Source organism: Arthrobacter oryzae, from assembly GCF_031454875.1.
GTDB lineage: Bacteria > Actinomycetota > Actinomycetes > Actinomycetales > Micrococcaceae > Arthrobacter > Arthrobacter oryzae_D.
On record NZ_JAVDRQ010000009.1, the window covers coordinates 41,764 to 63,779 of the forward strand.

Below are 22,016 nucleotides of genomic sequence, written 5' to 3' on the forward strand. Positions count from 1 at the left end.
CTTCCCCCAGAACCTGCTGCCACGATGCCGGCACCAAGAAAACCAACAGAGGAAAAATGAACACCTTCAATGACTCCGAACTGAACCTGAACTATATCGACGGCCAATGGCGGCCGGCGTCGGGGGGCGGCACGTTCGCCAATGTCAATCCGGCAGATACCAGGGACGTCATCGGGTACTTTCCCGATTCTTCCATCCAGGATGCCCTGGACGCGGTAGGAGCAGCGGAAAAAGCCCGACAGCAGTGGGACTCCCTGGGCACCATCAAACGAGGGGACATCCTGTTCGCGGCCGCCGAGATCCTGGCCCGGCGAAAGGATGAAATCGCGCGTGCCGTGACCAGGGAACAAGGCAAATGCCTGCGTGAATCTCTGGGCGAGGCGCAACGAGCCGTGGACATCCTGCGCTACATCGCCGGTGAAGGCCGCAGGCTCTCAGGCTCGACCCTGCCGGCCGATGAACCCAGGAGCATGGCAATCACCTGGCGCAAACCCATTGGAGTGGTTGCCCTGATCACGCCCTGGAATTTCCCGCTGGCAATCCCGGTGTGGAAGATGGCCCCGGCCCTGCTCTCTGGCTGCACCGCTGTCCTCAAGCCGTCGCCGCTGGCACCGCACACCGCCGCCCTGCTCATCGACATTTTTATCGAGGCCGGGGTGCCGGCCGGCGCACTGAATCTGGTCCAGGGCGACCGGGAACCAGGGGAAACACTGAGCAACCATCCCGATGTAAGGGGCATCTCCTTTACCGGATCGCTGGGGGTCGGTCTTGCCATCCAGAAAGCAGCGGCGCCCCGGCTAGCCAGAACCCAACTCGAACTCGGAGGGAAAAACGCACTCATCGTCCTCGCTGACGCCGACCTGGACCTCGCCGCGGACGCCATTCTGCACGGGGCGTTCGGGCAAGCAGGACAGCGCTGCAGCGCCACGAGCCGGGTCGTCGTCGAACGCAAGGTCCGCGAAGAGCTGGTCGGCAAGGTACTGGCCAGGACAGCGGAACTGACGATTGGCGACCCGTTCGAAAGTGCCACACGGCTCGGACCAGTGGTGAACGCCGACCGCCTCACCGCCTGTGTGCAGGCCATTGAACAAGCCCGCATCGAAGGAGCCACGGTCCGCACCGGCGGTTCCGCAGTTGCCGTCGGGAACCTGGCCCACGGTTACTTCATGGAGCCCACTCTCCTGACTGATGTGGCCCCGGACTCCGACCTGGCCATAGAGGAAGTCTTCGGACCAGTCCTGGCAGTAATCGATGCGGAGAATTTCGACCATGCCATGGACATCTCCAATTCCGTCCGGTACGGGATGTCCGGGACAATCTTCACCAACAACCGCACCCACATCTACGACGCGCTGCAACGCTTCGAGGCGGGCATGCTGCACGTCAACCGTCCGGGGGTCGGGGCATGGCCGCACATGCCCCATATGGGCGCCAAACTCTCCCAGTACGGCGCCCCGGAATGCTCACCGGAAACCTGGGACTTTTATATGGAGTGGCGGTCCGCGTGCATCAGCTTCCCCGTCTGAGGACCACCGGCTAGGTTCGTGATCATGAACCTGAGTATCCAGGGATTGCGGATCTTTCTCGCTGTTGTTGAAACCGGAAGCTTCTCGGCCGCAGCCCGCAGACTCTACATGAGCCAACCGTCGGTATCAGCCCACGTACGCAGCCTTGAGACCTCCCTGTCGGCTCACCTGCTGGACAGGAGCCCCGCCGGTGCCACACTGACTCCGGCGGGGCAGGTCCTGGCCGGTCATGCCCGGGCGATCTTCGAGGTCATGGACCAGGTCGACGCGGACGTTGCCGCCGCCCAAGGGATCCAGGACCGTCAACTCTCGGTCGCCGGCACCAGCACTCTCGGGTCCTATCTGCTCCCCCGGGCCATCAGCCGCTTCCTCAGCGAGAACCACGGGCTCAGAACCGAGCTGCGGGTAGGAAACACCGAAAAAGTTGCCGATTGGCTGATTAACCGGGAGGTGAGCCTCGCCATCTGCGCCGGCGAAATTGACCACGAGCAGCTAGAAGGCACCGTGATCTTTGATGACGCGCTTGTACTGGTCGCAGGCCGGGCTAACCCTCTGGCCGGACGCGACCTCACCCCCGCGGATCTGGAAGGTGAACGGTTTCTGTTGCGGGAGATAGGCTCCTCAACCCGGTTCGACCAGGACCAGTCCCTGGCTGACTGGAAGCTCACCCAAGCCGAGCAGTGGACCATCTGGACCTCGGAGGCGGCCAGGGAATCGGTCCGGGCCGGGCTTGGCCTGGCCCTCATCTCCGAACACGTCGTAGCCCAGGACCTGCGCTCCGGTGAACTCGTCAGACTCAATATCCATCCCGCACCGCGCCACCGCCCCGTATCACTCGTCCGTATGGCCGGACAGCTGCTGACCCCGGTCGAGCAGTCATTCGTTGAGATGATCCAAAAACTGCATGCCTGGCCCTAAACACCGTTCAGGACCGGCACCTCTCCCGGCCGGCACAAACTTCCTTCCCAGAAAGGCAGGACCTATGAACACCCCCGATCCCACCGACACGCTCAAAGGCGAGCACACGGACCTCATCATTGTCGGAGCAGGCATCATCGGCCTGGCCCACGCCTTTGAGGCCCACCGCAAGGGCTACACCGTCCGGATCATCGAACGGGATGCCCGCCCCAATGGCGCCTCCATCCGGAACTTTGGTCACTGCTGCATTACCGCCCAGGACGGCGCGCACCTCGATACCGCCTACAGGTCCCGGGAAGGCTGGCTGGCAGCCGCCCAAAGCATCGGTTTCTGGGCGCCTGAAGCCGGCGCCGTCGTCGTTGCCCGAAGCCAGACAGAACTGGCGGTCCTCGAACAGCTCAGGGACAAACGAGGCACCGACAGCGTGCAACTGCTGACAGCCGAGCAGACGGCGGGACAGCTCGCATCAGCCGGCACGCCCGACCCCGACATTCGCGGCGGCGCGTTCCTCCCCGCGGACCTGCGGGTGGACCCGCGCACCGCCGCCCCCGATATCGCCGGCTGGCTGCAGAACCAGGACGGAGTCAACATCCATTGGGGAACGGCGGTCAAGGACATCCAGGCGGGCGGAAGTGTCACTACCAGCCGGGGCGACTTTCACGCCGACAAAGTACTCGTCTGCGTCGGTCATGACCTGGACTACCTGCTACCCGACGTCGCCGCCCGTTACCAGGTCCAGCGCTGCGCCTTGCAGATGGCCATGGCACCTGCACCCCAGGGCTACAACCTGAACTCCGCTGTGCTGACCGGAACATCGATGACCCGCTACGACGGTTTCACAACCATGCCCGCAGCGGACGCGCTCCGACAGGAAATTTACAGCCACAGCCCCGAACTGATCGACATTGGTGCGAACGTCATGTTCACCCGCCGCCCCGACGGGACAGTCCTGCTTGGCGACAGCCACGTCTATGGCCAGACCATAGGCCCTTTCCAGGACGAGTGGATGACCTCACGGCTTGTCCGCGAAATCGAGAAACTCCTCGGCGCGCCGTTGACCGTCACCCAGCGCTGGCAAGGGATATATGCCTCCAGCCCATTGACCTCCCTCCTCGTCGAAGACATCGACTCCACCACAACCGCCATCACCGTAACCTCCGGAATCGGCATGACCCTGTCCTTCGGCATCGCCGCCGAAACCATGGACCGACTCTGAATCCAGGTAGCTGCCAGCACTGACGCAGCTGGCCCCGTTAGCCGCCTGTCCCTCCGCCTCAATCCCGGCCGTTCCGCCCGGTCCTGCCCCGATCGGGCCCGCCCGCTGCTGTCGTGAATCGGCAGCCAACCTTGGAGTCTCCTCCGTGACACCTCAAACACCACAAGACCCGCCTCCCCGCCGGCCGTTTGGCAGCCTCCTCACGGCCATGGTCACACCCTTCACCGCCGAGGGGCAGCTGGACCTGGACAGCGCCGCGGAACTGGCCGCCCTGCTCGTGGACAACGGCAATGACGGGCTGGTGGTCTGCGGCACGGCCGGTGAAGCCTCCACACTGGAGGACCGTGAAAAGGAAAACCTCGTCCGGGTCATCAAGGAGACAGTCGGCAACCGGGCAATAGTCGTGGCAGGTACCGGAACCAATGACACCGCCCGGTCCATTGAAATGGCCACGAGAGCCGCCCGAGCCGGTGCCGACGGCCAGCTGGTCGTTACCCCGTATTACAACAAACCGACCCAGACCGGAGTGTTCAACCACTTCACCAGCATCGCGGCAGCAACCGAGCTTCCCGTGATGCTCTATGACATCCCCGGACGTGCGGGCATAGCCATCAGCACCGACACCATGAAGCGGCTCGCCGACAACCCGCAAATTGTTGCCCTCAAGGATGCAAAAGCCGATTTCAGTGCCACAACGGTGGTCATGGCCGATACCGACCTCGCCGTTTATGCCGGTGACGACGCACTCGCGCTGCCATGGCTGACAGCTGGGGCTGCGGGACTGATCAGCGTCTCGGCCCACGCCGCCCCGCGACCATTCCGTCAGCTGGTCGACGCCGTCCAGGACAGAAACCTGTTCCGGGCGCGGCAACTCCACTTTGAACTTGCCCCACTCGTGCGCGCCGTCATGGACCACGTCCCCGCGGCCGCCGCGGCGAAGCACATCCTGCAACGACAAGGGACACTTTCCAGCGCCACTGTCAGGCCTCCGCTGGCGGAACCAACCTGCCGGGAATCGGAAGACCTCGCAGCAGAACTGAGCGGAACAGGATGGGCCCTTTCGTGAACCACACCGACTACCTTCTGCCCCTAACCCAGGAGGCTGCCGCATGAGCATTGACTCGCCACCGGCCGCACCCGCCGGCTATTCCTGGCTCGCGAATGAATACCGACCCATGTTCGAATCCATCGCCGCCGGAGCGGCGGAGCGGGAAACAGACCGGGTCCTTCTCCACCGTCAGATCCGTGAGCTGGCCGCGGCCGGCTTCGGCGCGCTTCGCGTGCCGCGCCGGTACGGCGGCGGTGGCGTCACTGCCACAGAGTTTGTCCGTCTCCTCACGGACCTGGCCGCCGCGGAATCCAATCTTGCCCAATCGCTGCGGGCCCATATCTGTTTTGTCGAAGACCGGCTGTTTGCCGACGACGCAGCCTGGCTTCGGCGAATCGCCGAAGGACAGATTGTCGGCAACGCCATAGCCGAACATGTCTCCCCGGTCCCGGTCCCGGGCGCCGGCGCGACAACCCTCACTCCTGACGGGGAGAACTTCCGGCTTAACGGAACAAAAAGCTACACAACAGGCAGCCTCTACGCCGACTGGATCCTCACCGGCGCCCGAACCTCGCGGGGCCGGAAAATCACCGTGCTGGTCCGGTCAGATGCCCCCGGGCTGAGCATCCAGGACGACTGGGACGGATTCGGGCAACGCCTGACCGCCTCGGGCACAGCGGTTTTCGACAACGTCCTCATTCCCGCGGCAGATCTGCTCAAGGAATCGCAACTTCCCTACGCCACCGGAATCCATCAGCTCGTCCACGTAGTGACCCTCGCCGGCATCACCAGGCGTGTCAACAGCGACGTCGCCCTGTACCTCCGCAGCCGAACCCGGGGACTGAGCCACGGCAACGCGGGGCTACCCGGCGACGACATCCAAATCCACCAAATCGTCGGTGAAATCTCCGCCCAGGCGTTCGCGGCTGAAGCCATTGTGCTGCGGGTCGCTGGGCTGCTGGACGAGATCTGGGCCCTTCCCTCTACCGTGGACCCGGACGTCTTCGGCGAGGCCATCCGCGCGATGGGGATCGCGTCCTACCAGGCGCAGATTGTGGTGACCGAGCTCGCCCAAAGAGCCGCTTCGGCAATGTTCAACGCGATGGGGGCTTCAGCTACCAGGGCTGGGCTGCAACTGGATCGGCACTGGAGAAATGCCCGGGTCGTGTCCTCGCACAACCCCGTGGTCTACAAGTCACGCATCGTAGGCGATTGGGAAATCAACCGCGCCCTTCCGGACATTCTCGGACAGCTCGGCTAGATCTCCGACACCGCCTGAAGCTGTACGGAAAAGAAACCGGAGTCGCCACTCCGCGAGAACGAAGGAGCCTGAGGATGTCTCAGCACCAGATTTTTGTATCACCCGCCAGTAAGCAGGGCGATACCGTCGAGAACCTCTCGCACGAGAATCGGAAGTTCGCTCCCTCCGACGACTTCGCCGCGAATGCAGTGGTCACTGCCGCGGACTACGCGGAGGCCGACGCCGACCGTCCCGCGTTCTGGGCCAGGCAGGCCCGTGAACTGCTCACCTGGAGCAAGGACTTCACGGAAACTCTGGACTGGTCCAACCCGCCCTTCGCCAAGTGGTTCGTCGGCGGCGAGATCAACGCCGCCTACAACGCTTTGGACCGTCATGTGGAGAACGGGCTCGGGGACCGGGTGGCCATCTATTTCGAGGGCGAACCCGGGGACAGCCGCTCCTACACGTACGCCCAGCTCACCGACGAGGTGAAGAGGGCCGCGAACGCCTTCGAGTCCCTCGGCGTGGCCAAGGGTGACCGGGTGGCCGTCTACCTGCCCATGATTCCCGAGGCCGTCATCACGCTGCTGGCCTGCGCCCGGATCGGCGCCGTCCACTCGGTGGTGTTCGGCGGCTTCTCAGCGGACGCCCTCCGCTCCCGGATCGACGACGCCGAAGCCAAACTGGTGGTCACCGCCGACGGCACGTACCGCCGCGGCAAGCCCAGCGCCCTGAAGCCCGCCGTTGACGAGGCCCTTGCCCAGTCCGGACACACCGTCCAGAACGTGGTGGTGGTCAAGCGCAACGGCCAGGACGTCAACTGGCACGAGGGCCGGGACCACTGGTGGGCCGACACTGTTGACGCTGCCTCCCCGGAGCACACGGCCGTGGGCCACGACTCCGAACACCCGCTGTTCATCCTCTACACCTCCGGCACCACCGGCAAGCCCAAGGGCATCCTGCACACCACCGGCGGCTACCTCACCCAGACCGCCTACACCCACAAGGCTGTGTTCGACCTGCACCCCGAAACGGACGTCTACTGGTGCACGGCCGACGTCGGCTGGGTCACCGGACACTCCTACGTCGCCTACGCCCCGCTGATCAACGGCGCCACCCAGGTCATGTACGAAGGCACCCCCGATTCCCCGCACAAGGGCCGCTGGTGGGAAATCATCGAAAAATACAAGGTCTCCATCCTCTACACCGCCCCCACCGCGATCCGCACGTTCATGAAGTGGGGCAAGGAGATCCCGGCCAAGTTCGATCTCTCCTCCATCCGGGTCCTGGGCTCCGTGGGCGAACCCATCAACCCCGAAGCCTGGATGTGGTACCGCGACGTCATCGGCGCTAACGCCGGCAAGAACGGCGAGAAAAAGGACAACCCGGCACCGATCGTGGACACCTGGTGGCAGACCGAAACCGGTGCCCAGATGATCGCCCCGCTGCCCGGCGTCACCGCCACCAAACCCGGCTCCGCCCAGGTCCCGCTGCCCGGCATCGCCGTGGACGTCGTCGACGAAGCCGGCGAGTCCGTGCCCAACGGCCACGGCGGCTTCCTGGTGATCCGCGAACCCTGGCCGGCCATGCTCCGGGGCATCTGGGGCGACCCGGAACGGTTCAAGGAGACCTACTGGTCCCGCTTCGAGACCATGTACTTCGCCGGTGACGGCGCCAAGAAGGACGACGACGGCGACGTCTGGCTCCTGGGCCGTGTAGACGACGTCATGAACATCTCCGGCCACCGGCTCTCCACCGCCGAAATCGAATCCGCCCTGGTGTCCCACCCGGCCGTGGCCGAGGCCGCCGTCGTGGGCGCCGCCGACGAGACCACCGGCCAGGCCGTCGTCGCGTTCGTGATCCTCCGCGAAGACGCCGTGGACACCGGGGACCAGATCGTCCAGGAACTCCGGAACCACGTCGGCAAGGAGATCGGACCCATCGCCAAGCCCAAGACCATTCTGGTGGTCCCAGAACTGCCGAAGACCCGCTCCGGCAAGATCATGCGACGCCTGCTGAAGGACGTGGCCGAAGGCCGCGAAGTGGGCGACGCCACCACCCTGGCAGACAACACCGTCATGGAGACGCTGGTGCAATTAACTGCGGTAAAGCTGAACACGTCCGGCTAGAACGCACGTAAACACGCCCCAGAGGTTATTGCAAGCGGAAGACAGGGAAACGCATGCCCTACACCCTCGAAATTCGAGCTGTGGCGGTCGCGAAGTCCGCGTAACTCGGCTGCGGCCGGCAGCATCCCTTCGCCCTCGGCTGTAGTGATGAGGGCATCGATGTCGGCTGTGGCTTTGGCAACGGGCCGGAAGCCACACAGCGCGTCGTACGTCTCGCTCAGGGCGACGACTAGCTCGGTTTGCGAAAGGCGTCCTTGTAGTTGCGGTGCGGAGCATCGAGGGCGACCTGTGCGCGGTTCTCGCGCTCGAATCCAGCCGCAGCCTGTTCGGCCGACGGGTGGGCCTGCAGTGACAGCGGCGCATCGGCAGCGAGAAGCTTCAACAGGAAAGGCAATCGTGGCTGGGTGAGGCCGGCGGACGCTGGGTCCATGACGCGAGGTCGGGATGCCCCGCGCTGGTTACGTCGGCAAGGCGAGCCGGCGAGCCCTCGTGGGCGCCGAGCCACAACTCTGCCTCCGGCTCACCGGACGGCTCGCGGCCTTGGAGCTTGGGGATCGCCGTTGGCAACCCCTAGGCTTACGGGCGCGGGGTGTTCTGCAGTTCAACGAACATGGCAGCTGCTCATGGCGTTAGATTGAACTTCGTCGGCAGAAAACAGCGGCGCTTACGCAGTGCTTCTCTGGGCGTGGTGCCCTCGCGATGAGATGATCAGGGCCGGAAGCAAGGACGCACCAACAAGAGGAGCGTCGGAGCCGAGGGCGGCCCGCACGACCTTCACCGTTCGCGCCGCGGGCAATACGGCAGCGCGGTGGGTACACGCCTCGACCATGTCGACGTAGTCGTCAGAGACGTGCGAAAAGCCGCCGCCGATGACGATGAGGTCGACATCCAGCAGTGCACACACTCCTGCGAGGGCCTGTCCGACCGCCTTCGCTGATCGTTCGATCGCCGCCCGTGCCAGCCTGTCACCGGAGCGGGCGAAGCGCCCGAGCTCTTCGCCGTTTCGGCCGGTCCATCCTTGCTGCTGTGCCCATGCCACCGAGGCGGGTCCGGAAGCGACTGACTCGAGCGTGCCGACGTTCGCGCACTCCGGAGATTCTTCGGCGGAAACGCGGAGTTGACCGATGTGCCCGGCATTGCCTTGCTCGCCGACGAGCGGTGCACCGTCGATCACGATCCCGCCGCCGATTCCGGTGGAGACCACCATCGACACACTGCTCGAGACACCCGCCGCGGCGCCGAAGCGGGACTCTGCCAATGCGATGCACAGACCGTCGAGCGCCAGTCTGACCGGAATCGTCTCTCCTACGACATCTCGCACGGCCGAGACGATCGGGAAGTCGCGGACGGGGAGATTCAACGGTGAGACCGTCTCCGCCACACTGTCCAGAGGGCCAGCACTGCCGATTCCCACCGCTTTGAGCACGTACCCCGGCGGTTGCGCCTCGAGCGCCCCAGCCACTACGGCTTGCACCACAGACCGTAGCTCGGCGGGTCCCGCGCCCGGGCCCGTTGCTGCACGCCGACGAGTCCGCGTCAACACCGCACCCTGTGTGTCCACCAAAGCGGCCTCGACCTTAGTGCCGCCCAGATCCACAGCCATAGTTACGCCGTTCACGACCACCTCCAAGTGATGTTTGCCTGAGGATTCGCGGAATCCTCGTCCCTTCCGCGCGAGGTCCGCCGGCGGGTGTAATTTCACGGTTCGGACGCCGTCGGTTCAGGTTCGCGCGATGCGCAGGGTGCGGACCTCGAACGGCTTAAGCGAGAGTTCGCAGCCGGTGCGCGTGTCATCAATGTCGTCCTCGATGAGCGAGACCTCGCGGATGCCGGCGTGCGCGAAGCCCACCGACAGCTCGCCCCGGGCGCGACGGCCGAGCGATTCGTACACGCGAACAATGACGTCACCCGAGCGGTCGTCGGCGAGCTTCACGCTCGACACGATGATGCCATCGCCGGTCACCGAGATCAGCGGCTCTACTTCGTTCGCGCCGCGCACGAGCGTCGCCGGCGCGTTGAGTTTTATGCCCTCGGCAGTCGCGATCGCGGCGTCTGCACCGATGACGAAGCCCACCTCGATCTTGTGGTGGCCGTGGTCCGTGTCGGGGTCGGGAAACCGCGGCGCGCGCAGCAGCGACAGCCGGACGGTGGTCGTGACGTCGTCATCCTGGGATGCCCTCGCCGTGTCGTACCCGTAGAGGGAGTTGTTTACGAGCGCGGCGCCGAAGCCGTCCTCTTCGACGAGCACGAAGCGGTGCATGGAGGTCTCGAACTTCGCCGCTTCCCAGCTCGTGTTCACGTGGGTCGCGCGGCGTTGGAAGCCGAACTGAGTCTCGGCAGCTGTCTCGCGGGCGAAGATGTCAAGCGGGAAGGCAAGCTTCAGCAGCTTCTCGGTCTCGTGCCAGTCGATGTCGTTGCGCAGCAACACGGTGCGTGAGTTGGGACGGAGCATGATTGTCTGCTCGATGCTCGACGCCGAGAACTCCCGCTTCACGACGACAGTCGCGACGCCGTCGGCGACGGACGCTGTGACTGCCGACGCGGCCGTGAGGTCATCGACGCGGTTGCGGTAGTAGCGGTCGATGTCCCAGGCGTCCCACATGTTCGGGAAGTCCTGGTGTATCTGGAATAGGTTTGCCGGCTGGTCGGCGGGGATCGTCTCGCGACCGGTTGCCTTATCGACGGCCGAGGTGATGAGCCCCTCGGCGGATATGAGCACCGAGACCAGAGCGTTCTCGAGGCGGTATCCGCCGCTCTCCTTCTGCAATGCCGCGGGACCGTTCTGCGTTTCGTCGCTTCTGTTTGCGAGCTCGCTGAGTGCGCTGCGCTCGGAACAGCTGGCCGCGCTGGCAGGGGCCGGGATTGTCAATGTCGTGGGACCCGACCCGAAATTCGGCGTGGACCGAAGGAAAGCGGCGTCCACTGTGTCCTCCCCGTGGCTGGACGGGCCGCCCGCCAGGGCAAAGACCGTGGGTGCAGCGCCCGGTTCTGCTGTGCCGCCTTCGCTCAACGCCAGGAAGGATGCGCCGAGTGCGCGACCGTTGTCGACCGAGGTCGGCACGAAACGCAGCACCTTGTCGCCCACGCCAGCCAGCGCCTGACGTGCCGTGGCCGAGAGCGACTGAGCATCGGCAAGCACACCCGAGAGCACCTCGACGGCCTCGCGGTGCACCCAAGCGATCGAGGTGCCGGGCAGGATGTCGTGGAACTCGTGCAGCAGCACCAGCTGCCACAGCTGCTCGAGCTCCTCGTGGGGATACTCCGCGCCCAATCGTACGGCCGCGGTCGCTGTCCACAGCTCTGCCTCGATGAGCGCGTGCTCGGCCCAACGATGCAGCGCCTTCGTGGCGTGCTGACTGGTGAGGGTGCCACGGTGCAGCTCGAGGTACAGCTCGCCGACCCAGACGGCGGGGTCGGTCAGCTCGGCCTTGGCATCTGTGAAGAAGTCGTCGGGGTGCTTCCACTCGACCCTCGCTGATCCCTCCAAGTCGGCCATGCGCGCCGCGCGACCAGTCATCTCACGAGTGGTGCCGCCTCCGCCGTCACCCCAACCAACCGGGGCGATCGACATGGTTGCGACGCGGTTCTCCTTGAACTGGCGGCTGGCCTTGGCGACTTCCATGCCGCTCAGCTGTGAGTTGTAGGTGTCCATCGGGGGGAAGTGCGTGAACATGCGTGACCCGTCGATGCCCTCCCACAGGAAGGAGTGATGCGGGAAGACGTTGCGCTGGTTCCAGGATATTTTCTGTGTAAAGAACCATTCGAACCCGGCTCGGCGCATGAGCTGCGGCAGGGCAGGAGAGTAGCCAAAGCTGTCGGGCAGCCAGACGCCCTTCGAGCGGATTCCGAACTCGCGTTCGAAGAAACGCTGCCCGTGCGAGAACTGGCGAACGAGCGACTCGCCGGTCGGCATGACAGTGTCGGACTCGACCCACATGCCGCCCAGTGGCAGGAAGCGTCCGTCCTCGACGGCGGCCTTTACACGCGCCCAGACCTCGGGCCGATGCTCCTTGATCCATGCGTACTGCTGGGCGCTGGACATGCCGTACTTGAATTCCGGCTGTTCGTCGATCAGGGTCGTCATAGACGAGGTGGTGCGGGCGACCTTGCGGATCGTCTCGCGCACTGGCCACAGCCAGGCGGAGTCGATGTGAGCGTGACCGACGGCGGCGATGCGATGGGCGCTTGCCTCCGCCGGCGAGGCGAGCACTTCGGCCAGTTTTCCTCGGGCGTCCGGCGTGGTCTGGACGATGCGCTGCAGGTCCAACACGTCGAGCGCATCATCCAGGGCCTTCAGGATGCGCATGCGGCGAGGCGAGGACTCGGGCAGCTCGGCCTGCAGCTCGATGAGCACCTCGAGGTCGAGCGAGAACTCGAATACCTCGGGCTCAAAGACGGCGAGATCCATGTGCCGCACGCGGTACAGCGGCTCCGCGGAAGAGGTGAGGATGTCGCCCTCCTGCGTCGGCAGGAACGGGTGGTAGTCGAGCAGCGTCGGGTTCGAGGCGCCCTCGAGGTAGAACTCGATATCTTGCCCAGCGACGGCCTCGACAGGGAGCCACTGGTTGCGCGGGTTGATGCTCTTGATCGGCGTGCCGTCGGGCCGATAGGCCAGGGCCTCACACTGGAAGCCGGTCATGTTCACGTCGAAGCCAAGGTCGATGATGGCCTCGACCTTACGTCCCGCCCACTCCGCCGGTAATTCCCCGCGGACACGAAACCATGTCGTGCCCCAGGCCGGACCCCACATGCTGCCGGCGGTGAAAGGCTGGTAGTCGAGGCCTAGCCCCTCGGCGGGGGTAACGGGCTCGCCGGGCAGCTGGTGCACGGTGATCTCGAGCGGCATGCGGGCCGAGTGTATGGCGGGGCGGACGCGCTCAATGAGGACACGGTTCACGCGCCCAACGGTGAGCGAGGTCTCTTCGTGCACGGTGGAACTCCTCTGCGAAGTGAGAATGAAGGTAGTGCGTTCCCGGGAATCATCATCAAATGATCCTACTAAACCGATATAGTACTAAATCGATATAGTACAGTGTTTTTATGTCAGAGGCTAAGCGATTCACCATCGGGGACATCGCCCGATTGGCCGGGGTCTCACGCGGAGCAGTCTCTTTTGCGCTGAACGGCCGCCCCGGAGTGAGCGAGGAAACGCGCCAGCGCATCCTCACGATCGCCGACCAGTACGAGTGGCAGCCAAGCTCCACCGCGCGCGCTCTCGTCGGTGCGCGTGCCGGCGTCATCGGCTTCGCGGTTAACCGTCCCGCCCGCACGCTTGGAACGGAGGCGTTCTTCACTGACCTTATTGCCGGAGTGCAGTCCTCGCTGGCGCGGCGGCGAATCAGCCTACAGATCGTCGTTGTATCGTCCGTAGACGAGGAGATCGCGACCTACCGGCGCTGGCACAGCGCCAACCAGGTCGACGGCGTCATCGTGCTCGACCCGCGTGAGGGCGACCCTCGTCCGGCGATCCTGGGCTCGCTCGGCCTCCCCGCGATCGTGATCGGCGGTCGGCCCTCCAGCGCAGAGGATCCGGCGACCATCTGGCTCGACGATGCGCAGGCTGCGCAGTCGCTCTTCGGCTACCTCGTGGGCCTGGGTCACCGGCGCATCGTCTACATATCCGGCCCCGAGGAGTACGAGCACGCGCGCCTGCGCACAGACGTGCTCCGCGAGCTTTCCGATCGCGACGTGGCCGGCGAGGCGATCGCGACCGACTACTCCCCGCTCGAGGTCTCATCGGTGATGCGCGGGCTGTTGAGCAGGCGTGAACGCCCCACGGCCGTGGTCTTCGACAACGATGTGATGGCCATCGCCGGGCTGCGCGTCGCACAGGAAATGGGCGTCCCCGTGCCCGTCGAGCTGTCGCTGGCATCCTTCGACGATTCCGTCGTGACTGGGCTCGTGCACCCCTCGATCACCTGTCTCACACGCGACACGTTCCGTCTTGGTGAGGACGCGGCGGAGTTCCTGCTCGAGCAGCTCGACGCGCCTGCCATCCTGCCTGACCGCAGCGGCCCGCGCCCGGTACTTACGGTGCGCGAAAGCACCAGCCGCCCGCAGGCCTGAGCCGGAAGCCGCAGTCCTCGGGCCGGCGTCCTTATCCGACCATGGTGTTGTTCGACGAGTAGGTCGGTACGCCCTGTGACAGGTCCGGGTGTACCAGTTCGCTGATGCTGCGGGCGGCAAGGGCCGTGGCATCACCAGCATCCTTGGACGTGACGAAGGTCGCGTCCAATCCGTCAGCGCAGGCGGAGACCCATGCATCGAAGATCGGCCCGCCCGGTGCGAGAGCGCCGCGGCTGACCGGGGTGTCCTCGGAGTCAACCTCGATGACGATGGCAAGCCGGCGCGCCGCGAGATCGCGCCGTTCGCGAAGCTGGGGGATGATCTGGGCGAGGCGCCGTCCCAACGGCTTCGCGGCACCGGACTGGTCAATCAGGCCGAGCGAGTACTCCAGCTCGGGAAAATCGGCGAGACTGCGGCTGACGTCGTGCGAGCACCACCAGGTGACACCCCAGAGGTTCTGGGTGCGCGCGGCGTTGCGGACCGTCGCCTCGAGGAAGCCCGGCATCTCTTCGGTCGTCAGGCAGTTCGACGGAGCGCCGACCTCCTGCAACCAGGTGCGCCGCTGAGGGTCGCTCGCGAACGCGCGGGAGACCTCGATCATGTACTCCGCATGGCGATCGGATGCCTCCGAGCGCCCGCCATACCGCTGTGCGGTGCCGTTAAAAATCCAGGAGTGCACGGTCGTCATGGCGCCCAGTCGGGCGGCGAGGGCGGGCGTAAAGCCGTGCCCGTCAAGGTACCAGGCGGCGTCGTACTCGCTGTGCACGTGCTCCTGGTCGGGAGCTGCGGCATTGGCGGCATCCAACAAGGTGGTGATCCAGTTCGCGGCCTCCGCGATAGTCACCGGCCACGGCGACGGATGCACGGATGCCGAGAACTGGTTGGTTTCATTGCCCGTCGTAAAGCCCAAGAAGTTCTTTGCCTCGCCGAGCGCCACAGCGAGCCTTTCGACCAACGCGACCTGCCCGCTGAGGGCATCCGGGTGTGTGAACATGTTCTTGTCGTGCCAGGTGTACAACCACGACGGCATGAAGTCGAAGCTGGACAGGTGCCCTTGGATGACGTCCACACTGACATCCAGCCCAAACTCCGCACCCACGTCGACGACAGCACGCACATCGGCCACCGCATCGTTCCGGATCAGAGTGCGGTTGGGCTGCAGGACCGGCCACAGCGGGAATATCCGCACATGATCGAGGCCGAGCTCGGCCAGACCTGCAAAATCCCGGCGCACGTCGTCGAGGTTCAGCGACATCCAGGAATGCATCCAGTTCGTAGAGGGGGTGTAGTTGGCCCCGAAGCGCAGCGGCGCACCGGCGGGAGATGTCGCGGACATTGCAGTCCTTTCTAGAACTGAATCAGGTCGTAACTGGACGGAGGAAGCATACGTGTGTAAGGCTAATCACTATAACGGTTTAGTTAGGACTGCGCACAAACTACGTTGGCGCATCTGGACCCTTCGAAGGAGAATGTCCATGAAAATCCGATCGACTCTGGCCATCGGCGTCGCCGCGGCTGCCGCCCTGGCACTGACCGGCTGTACCGGCGGCACGGCAGGCAGCGGTGATGCCGGACCCGTTGACACCTCGGGTGAGCTCAGCGGAACCATCCAGTTCCAGACCTGGTCGCTGAAGAACGAGAAATTCACCCCGTACTTCGAGGACCTCATCACCGCATTCGAGGAGGAGCACCCAGATGTGCAGGTCGACTGGATCGACCAGCCGGGTGACGGCTACCAGGACAAGATCCTCAGCCAGGCGAACTCGAACACCCTCCCGGATGTTCTCAACCTGCCGCCGGACATCGCCTTCCCGCTCGTCACGGCGGGCAAATTACTCGACCTCGAGAAGGCCGACCCGAGCCTGGCGGACAAGTACAACGAAGGCGGCTGGGAGGCATACAGCAAGTTCAGCGGTGTCGAGGGAACCTACGGTCTGCCATGGTACCTCGGCAGTGACGAGTCCTGGTGGAACATGCAGCAGCTTGAGCCCTACGGCGTCGCTGAGGAGAGACTGCCCACCACCACTGACGGGTGGCTGGATCTGGCCAAGCAGGTCGCCGCCGACTCCGCCGGGAAGGTCAAGATCGTCTCGTCGATGCCGGGTGTGGACACCTTCGTGTCCGCCGGCATCAAGATCCTGGATGATGACGGCACGTTCGTCTTTAATACGCCCGAGGCCGTCGAGATCGTGCAGAAGTATGCCGACGCGTACAAGGCGGGCGCCATGCCAGCCGAGTCGCTGACCGGCAGCTACGGCGGCAACGCTGAAATGTACCTGCAGGGCAAGGTTGCCTACGCCACTGGCGGATCCGGTTTCGCCGGCGACTTGCGCACCAAGGCTCCGACGCTGCTCGAGCATACCGTCGCCACGCCACGCCCCGGCACCCCGCCGCTGTTCGTGCAGGGCCTCAACGTCTCCGCCGATTCGAAGAACAAGGCCGCCGCTCTCGCCTTCGCCGAGTTCGCCACCAACCAGGAGAATCAGGTCGCATTCACCAAGCTCGCCGTAGGTTTCGCGCCCGGTACCGCCGAGGGCACCGATGAGGTTATGGACGCCGTCTCCAGCGACCTCGACCCCGCTCAGGCGAAGGCCATGCAGGTCATGTTCGGCGCACTGAAGGACGCCAAGGCCGCGCCGATCCAGTGGACTGGCGCGATGACCGACTACCTGAACCAGCAGATGGCACTCGCCATCCGCGGTGACGCCACCGCCGAAGAGACGCTCGACAAGATCGTCCGGTACGCGAACGACAACCGTATCGACAAGTGACGGTCCACGCCGTCTGAACAAACACCAGCACCCGGAGAAAGCAGGACTTAATGAAATCGCACCGGTGGTACACGCCCTGGCTACTCTTGGCGCCCCCCGTGATCTGGGTGCTGGTGTTCTCCCTCTGGCCGTTCATAAACACCGTGGTGCTCAGCTTCACGGATGCACGGCCCCTGCGGCCGGTCAGCCCGGTCGGCTTCGCGCAATACGAGCGACTCCTGACGGACGAGCAGTTCCGCTACGCGCTCATCACCTGCCTGATCTATGTGGTGGTATGCGTGCCGCTGCTGACCATCGTGCCGTTGCTGCTCGCCCTGCTCGTCGAGAAGAACATCCCTGGCATCGCGCTGTTCCGTACCACCTACTACTTCCCTGTGATCGCCTCGGTCGTGGTCGTCGCCCTCATCTGGGGTTGGCTGTTCGACAGTCGCGGCATCATCAACCAGGCGCTCGAGTGGATGGGCGTGGTCGATCAGCCGGTCGCCTTCCTCGTCGACCGCTGGTGGCTCTTGGCCACAGCCATCCTGCTGACCGTATGGAAGGGCATCGGCTACTACATGGTCGTCTACCTCGCGGCGCTCGGAAACGTGGGCAAGGAACTCCACGAGGCCGCGATGCTCGACGGAGCGGGCGCGGTGCGCCGCTTCATGAGCGTCACCATCCCGAGCGTGCGCGGCGCGATGCTGCTGATTTCGGTGCTCGTCGCTGTGTCGGCGATGCGCGTGTTCACCGAGCTCGACATCCTCTCCAACGGCACCGGCGGCCCCGGCGGCTACGACATGTCGATCGTCATGCTCATCCGCCAGGTCGGCTCCGGCCTCAACGGAAACCTCGGCTACGCGGCCGCGATCAGCGTCGCACTGTTCCTGCTGACGCTCGTCCCGCTCGTCGCCATCGCACTACTGAACCGCGAGAAGAAGGCCAAGGTGCCGGCATGAGCCTCAAGACCGAACGTCCCGTCGAAGAGCATCGGGAGCAGCAGGAGCAGCAGGAGATCCGCAAGGACCACAGCTACCGCCGCAAGGGCTCCGGAGACTTCAGCAAACCCAGCCTAGCGGGGCTCATCGGCCGCTACGTTCTGCTCACCGTCGTGCTGCTGCTCGTCATCGGCCCGTTCGTGTGGCAGCTTTCGACCTCGTTCAAGGGACCGGCTGACGACCTCTACTCGTTCCCGCCGAACCTGATCCCCACGGATCCCACCATCGAGAATTACATCAAAGTCACCGACCTTATCCCGGTGTACACGTACGCGTGGCACTCGCTGCTCGTGGCGGTCGGGGCCGTGGTCAGCAATGTCGCCCTGTCCCTGTTCGGAGGTTATGCGCTGGCCTGCATGAAGTTCAAGGGCAAGTTCATCGCCCTCGGCATCCTCGTGTCGACCATGCTGCTGCCCGGCGAAGTGACGATCACCGCTAACCTGCTGACGATCAACTCCCTAGGTCTGGCAAACACCCTGTGGGGCGTATTCCTACCCGGCGCCATCGCCGCGATGAACGTGCTGCTCATCGCCACCGCCTGCCGCATGATCCCCACCGACGTGCTCGACGCGGCGACAGTTGACGGTGCCACCACCTGGCAGCGCATCCGGCACATCGTCTGGCCGAACGTGCGCGGCATGGCGAGCGTGGTCGCGATCTTCACATTCATCGGCCAGTGGGATGACTACCTGTGGCCATTGATGGTGCTCACCGATCCGAACAACTACACGCTGACGGTGGGCATGGCCTACCTGAACGGCAACTTCTCACCCGACCCGCGCATGATCGCGGCGGGTACCATGGTCGCACTCGTGCCGATTATCGTGCTGTTCTCGGTGATGCAGCGCTTCTTCTTCAGCGGAGTGCAAGAGGGAGCGGTCAAGGGATGATCCAGGCTGAGCTACGACAAGGGATGATCCAGGCTGAGCTGCGATGGGCCGCAGGACCAGTGGACCCGCCCTCTTCCCGCCCGCATGCCGGCATCCTTGGCGGACAGGTGCACGCGTTCCGCTTCGACCCCGCGGGCGGGGAGCAGCGAATGCCGCTGCCCGATCTCTCCGGTCTGCCGGTCGCGGCCGACACCGTCGTGCACTGGGCCTTTTACGCCGATGGCCCGGACGCCGTGCACGCGCCGCACGCCTCGCTCGCCGTCACCATCGACGTGGCGTTCGACGACGGAACACGACTGAGCGAGGACTCCCGGGTGCGCGACCGCTACGAAGTGCCAATGACGGCATCCGCACAGTTCGAAGCCGCCTGGTCGATGCCCGAGCAGTGGAACGCCGACAGCGTGTCACTCGAGCCGTGGGCCGGGCGGACCGCGAGCTTCGAGGTAGTGCTGGGCGCTCCCAGTCTCGCCGACGCCTGCCCCGCCGGCGGCCTCGTCGAGGGATTCATCGAGGTAATCGTCGGCAGCCGTACGGACGCCGACGGCTCCACCTCTGCCGAGCCGACGCCCGCCGAACGGGTCGACACGCGTCGTGGCAGCCACTCCGGTGACCGCTTCTCACGCGGCAACACCATTCCCATCACGGCCGTGCCGCACGGCTTCTGTTTCCTGACCCCGGCAACGGATGCCGTCAACACCCGCTGGCCGTACCGCTGGTCGGTGCACGATAACGAGCAGGGCCGCCCGCTCGCGGCGCTGCAGTTCTCACATCAGCCGAGCCCCTGGATCGGCGACCGCGGGGTGCTGCAGGTGCGACCCTTCCTGGGTGCGCCCGGAGGTACCGTGCCGCACATCGTGCCCAAAACCGAGTACGCGCGTCCCCACCTGTACGCGGCGCGGCTGCACGGCGGCGCCAGCGTCCAGATGACAGCGACCTCGCACGGCGGCGTTTTCCGGATCGCGGCGGATACGGCATCCGACGTCGTGGGCTTCGCGATCGGCGCGCCCGACGGCGGAGGACGGGTGACCTTCCACGGGGACGGCACCTTCGACGGCTGGACGCCCGAGGGCACCGAGGACTGGGGCAACCCGCCTCGCGCCTACTTCGCCGGCGTCGTCCTGGGTGCGGGCGACGTGGTCGACGGCGACGTGAGCGCCTCGGGTTCTCTCGAGGTGCGCATCGCGCAGTCCTTCCTCTCCGTCGAGCAGGCCCGCCGTTCGCTGGCGCAGGAACTGCCCGCGTCCCGCAGCTTCGATGACCTGCGCGACACGCTGCACGCGAAATGGAACGACCTGCTCGGCGCCGTGGAGCTGCCGCAAACCGACCCCGCCGAGCGGCCCTGGCGCGGCCTCGCCGACAACGAGGCGCGGGCGCAGATCGCCAGCGCCCTGTACCGACTGCACCTGTACCCCAACACCACGGCCGAGAACACCGGCACAGTCGAGGCACCGCAGCTGCGCTTCGCCGACCCGATGGTGCCCTCCGATCCCCACGGTGACGACACCACGGGCGCCCCCGTGGTCGACGGTGACCTGTACGTCAACAACGGATACTGGGACACCTACCGCACCGCTTGGCCGGCGCTGGCCCTGTTCGACGCCGAGGGCACCGGACGGATGCTTGACGGCCTCCTGCAGCAGGCCCGCCGCGGTGGATGGATGGCGCGGTGGAGTGCCCCCGGCTATGTCGACTCCATGGTGGGGACCTCGAGCGACCAGATCTTCGCCGACGCGGAGCGCTGGGGCATCCTCTTCGACGAGCAGGCGGCCTTCGAGACCGCCTGGCGCAACGCCTGCGACCCGAGCGCCGACCCGCGCCAGGGACGCAAGGGCGTCGCCCGCGGCCGCTTCACCGGATACATCTCCTCCGACGTCCCCGAAGGCATGAGTTGGAGCATTGAGAACGGTATCGCTGATGCCGGCATCGCCCGCTTCGCTTCCCGGCTTGCCGCGCGGGGAGGAGACGGCACCGCCCGCTGGGCGGCCTACGCGCGGTACTTCGGCAACCGGGCACTCTCCTACCGAACGCTGTTCGATCCCGAGCACGGGTTCTTCCGCGGAAAGGATGCCGCCGGACGGTTCTGGGAGACCTTCGACCCCCGCGACTGGGGCGGCGATAACGTCGAGACCAACGGCTGGGGCATGTCGGTCAGTCCGGTGCACGACGGCGCCGGACTCGCCGAGCTCTATGGAGGTCGCGACGGGCTGCGTGCTCACCTCGACCGGCTCTTCGCAGAGCCGGAGACCGGGGATGTCGCCTTCGCCGGGGGCTACGGCGTGGTCATCCACGAGCAGCGCGAGGCGCGCGCACAGCGCAGCGGCATGTGCGCCCTCTCGAACCAGCCTGCGCACCACATCCCGTGGATGCACGTGCACGGTGACCGTCCCTGGCAGGCAGGTGCCCTGGTGCACGGCCTCGCGAACCGACTGTTCGCCGGCGGCATGATTGGGCAAGGGTTCCCGGGCGACGAGGACAACGGCGAGATGAGCATGTGGTGGCTGTGGGCCGCGCTCGGGCTCTACCCGCTCGAGCTCGGCTCCGGTGAGCTGCGTATCGGATCGCCGCTGTTCGACGACATCCGCGTGAGACGCGCGAACGGCGGAGGCGTGCGCGTGCATGCCGACCGCTCGCATCCTGATGCCCGCTACCTCGTCTCGGCGACGCTCGACGGCGTCCCCCTCGAGCGTGCGGTGCTTTCGGTCGATGCGCTCAACGGCGACGCCGAGCTGAAGCTCGTCTTCACCTCCGACTCCGGCGAGGCCGCCGCCAGTCCACTCTGGGCCGTCCAGGAGGAAGCCGCACGGTGGCATCCGGACCTCACCTGCGACAGCGGCCGACCCCTCGATCCCGCGCATGCCTCACTGTTCGATGACGGGGTTTCGCCCGATACGGCGCTGACGACGGCATCCGCGGGCTGGGTTTTCGACCAGCCCCGCACGGTGACCGATGTGACGCTCACCGCCGCCGCGGATGCGCCTGCCGAGGCGTACGTGTGGCAAGCCAGCGACGACGGGGAAAACTGGCGCGACATCGCCACCACTCACCGCGAACCGCTGATCGCCGGCCGCACCACGCCGTTCGCCTTCGCAGAGCCGGTGACGGCGCGCATGCTGCGTGTACGCGCGCTGAACGATCCGGTCGCCCTGCGGCAGCTCGAGCTCTTCGACCTCGAAGACCCGACCCACTGATTCTCACGCTCTCCCCCCGGATGCGATGAAGCACGAAAGGAAGAAAC

At 65.5% G+C, this 22,016-nt stretch carries 15 protein-coding genes; 11 read left to right on the forward strand and 4 right to left on the reverse strand.

Annotation, left to right across the window (positions count from 1 at the left end; translation table 11 throughout):
• The first annotated feature begins 56 nt into the window (after window positions 1–56).
• The 6 genes from J2805_RS16500 (at window position 57) to acs (ending at window position 8,077) form a co-directional block, all read left to right on the forward strand.
• Window positions 57–1,526, forward strand: a complete 1,470-nt coding sequence (locus J2805_RS16500; RefSeq protein WP_309978116.1) for an aldehyde dehydrogenase family protein — start codon at window positions 57–59, stop codon at window positions 1,524–1,526.
• 24 nt (window positions 1,527–1,550) lie between these two features.
• A complete protein-coding gene (locus J2805_RS16505; protein ID WP_309978117.1) occupies window positions 1,551–2,444 on the forward strand; it encodes a LysR family transcriptional regulator in 894 nt (297 codons plus the stop codon).
• 64 nt (window positions 2,445–2,508) lie between these two features.
• Entirely contained in the window at window positions 2,509–3,660 is a 1,152-nt protein-coding gene (locus J2805_RS16510; protein ID WP_309978119.1) for a TIGR03364 family FAD-dependent oxidoreductase, read from the forward strand.
• A gap of 145 nt (window positions 3,661–3,805) precedes the next feature.
• The gene (gene dapA, locus J2805_RS16515) at window positions 3,806–4,726 is read left to right on the forward strand and encodes a 4-hydroxy-tetrahydrodipicolinate synthase (RefSeq protein ID WP_309978121.1); all 921 of its coding nucleotides are present in this window, start codon (window positions 3,806–3,808) and stop codon (window positions 4,724–4,726) included.
• Window positions 4,727–4,769: 43 nt separating this feature from the next.
• Window positions 4,770–5,969, forward strand: a complete 1,200-nt coding sequence (locus tag J2805_RS16520) for an acyl-CoA dehydrogenase family protein (RefSeq protein ID WP_309978123.1) — start codon at window positions 4,770–4,772, stop codon at window positions 5,967–5,969.
• 74 nt (window positions 5,970–6,043) lie between these two features.
• On the forward strand, window positions 6,044–8,077 hold the full coding sequence (gene acs, locus J2805_RS16525) for an acetate--CoA ligase (protein WP_309978125.1): 2,034 nt from the start codon (window positions 6,044–6,046) through the stop codon (window positions 8,075–8,077).
• 229 nt (window positions 8,078–8,306) lie between these two features.
• Here acs and J2805_RS16530 read toward each other — a convergent pair whose 3' ends face one another.
• The 3 genes from J2805_RS16530 to J2805_RS16540 form a co-directional block, all read right to left on the reverse strand.
• Window positions 8,307–8,507 (reverse strand): type I phosphomannose isomerase catalytic subunit, encoded by a 201-nt coding sequence (locus J2805_RS16530; protein WP_309978127.1) that lies wholly within the window; start codon window positions 8,505–8,507, stop codon window positions 8,307–8,309.
• Window positions 8,508–8,741: 234 nt separating this feature from the next.
• The gene (locus J2805_RS16535; protein WP_309978464.1) at window positions 8,742–9,680 is read right to left on the reverse strand and encodes an ROK family protein; all 939 of its coding nucleotides are present in this window, start codon (window positions 9,678–9,680) and stop codon (window positions 8,742–8,744) included.
• 117 nt (window positions 9,681–9,797) lie between these two features.
• Complete coding sequence (locus tag J2805_RS16540) at window positions 9,798–13,007, reverse strand: alpha-mannosidase (RefSeq protein WP_309978129.1); 3,210 nt, start codon at window positions 13,005–13,007, stop codon at window positions 9,798–9,800.
• Window positions 13,008–13,117: 110 nt separating this feature from the next.
• Here J2805_RS16540 and J2805_RS16545 point away from each other — a divergent pair, with 110 nt between their 5' ends.
• Window positions 13,118–14,143 (forward strand): LacI family DNA-binding transcriptional regulator, encoded by a 1,026-nt coding sequence (locus tag J2805_RS16545; RefSeq protein WP_309978131.1) that lies wholly within the window; start codon window positions 13,118–13,120, stop codon window positions 14,141–14,143.
• Window positions 14,144–14,174: 31 nt separating this feature from the next.
• Here the strand turns inward: J2805_RS16545 and J2805_RS16550 are convergent, their stop codons facing one another.
• A complete protein-coding gene (locus tag J2805_RS16550; protein WP_309978133.1) occupies window positions 14,175–15,479 on the reverse strand; it encodes a glycoside hydrolase 5 family protein in 1,305 nt (434 codons plus the stop codon).
• Between the two features lie 139 nt (window positions 15,480–15,618).
• On the opposite strand from J2805_RS16550, the gene J2805_RS16555 reads away from it, so the two are divergent.
• The 4 genes from J2805_RS16555 (at window position 15,619) to J2805_RS16570 (ending at window position 21,969) form a co-directional block, all read left to right on the forward strand.
• On the forward strand, window positions 15,619–16,914 hold the full coding sequence (locus J2805_RS16555; protein ID WP_309978134.1) for an extracellular solute-binding protein: 1,296 nt from the start codon (window positions 15,619–15,621) through the stop codon (window positions 16,912–16,914).
• Between the two features lie 98 nt (window positions 16,915–17,012).
• Window positions 17,013–17,852: a carbohydrate ABC transporter permease gene (locus J2805_RS16560; protein WP_309978136.1), complete on the forward strand. Its 840-nt coding sequence runs from the start codon at window positions 17,013–17,015 to the stop codon at window positions 17,850–17,852.
• Window positions 17,849–18,781 carry a carbohydrate ABC transporter permease gene (locus J2805_RS16565; protein WP_309978138.1) on the forward strand — a complete coding sequence of 311 codons (933 nt, stop codon included), beginning with the start codon at window positions 17,849–17,851 and terminating at the stop codon, window positions 18,779–18,781. Before J2805_RS16560 ends, J2805_RS16565 begins: the two co-directional genes overlap by 4 nt.
• A gap of 59 nt (window positions 18,782–18,840) precedes the next feature.
• Window positions 18,841–21,969, forward strand: coding sequence for a GH92 family glycosyl hydrolase (locus J2805_RS16570; RefSeq protein WP_309978140.1), 3,129 nt, complete (start codon window positions 18,841–18,843; stop codon window positions 21,967–21,969).
• Window positions 21,970–22,016 lie beyond the last annotated feature (47 nt).

Coding starts and splice junctions, on each gene's coding strand:
- J2805_RS16505 (WP_309978117.1), top strand. CDS start 1,551: ATGAACCTGAGTATCCAGGGATTGCGGATCTTTCTCGCTGTTGTTGAA.
- acs (WP_309978125.1), top strand. CDS start 6,044: ATGTCTCAGCACCAGATTTTTGTATCACCCGCCAGTAAGCAGGGCGAT.
- J2805_RS16520 (WP_309978123.1), top strand. CDS start 4,770: ATGAGCATTGACTCGCCACCGGCCGCACCCGCCGGCTATTCCTGGCTC.
- J2805_RS16555 (WP_309978134.1), top strand. CDS start 15,619: ATGAAAATCCGATCGACTCTGGCCATCGGCGTCGCCGCGGCTGCCGCC.
- J2805_RS16510 (WP_309978119.1), top strand. CDS start 2,509: ATGAACACCCCCGATCCCACCGACACGCTCAAAGGCGAGCACACGGAC.
- J2805_RS16530 (WP_309978127.1), bottom strand. CDS start 8,507: ATGGACCCAGCGTCCGCCGGCCTCACCCAGCCACGATTGCCTTTCCTG.
- J2805_RS16500 (WP_309978116.1), top strand. CDS start 57: ATGAACACCTTCAATGACTCCGAACTGAACCTGAACTATATCGACGGC.
- J2805_RS16550 (WP_309978133.1), bottom strand. CDS start 15,479: ATGTCCGCGACATCTCCCGCCGGTGCGCCGCTGCGCTTCGGGGCCAAC.
- J2805_RS16535 (WP_309978464.1), bottom strand. CDS start 9,680: ATGGCTGTGGATCTGGGCGGCACTAAGGTCGAGGCCGCTTTGGTGGAC.
- J2805_RS16565 (WP_309978138.1), top strand. CDS start 17,849: ATGAGCCTCAAGACCGAACGTCCCGTCGAAGAGCATCGGGAGCAGCAG.
- J2805_RS16545 (WP_309978131.1), top strand. CDS start 13,118: ATGTCAGAGGCTAAGCGATTCACCATCGGGGACATCGCCCGATTGGCC.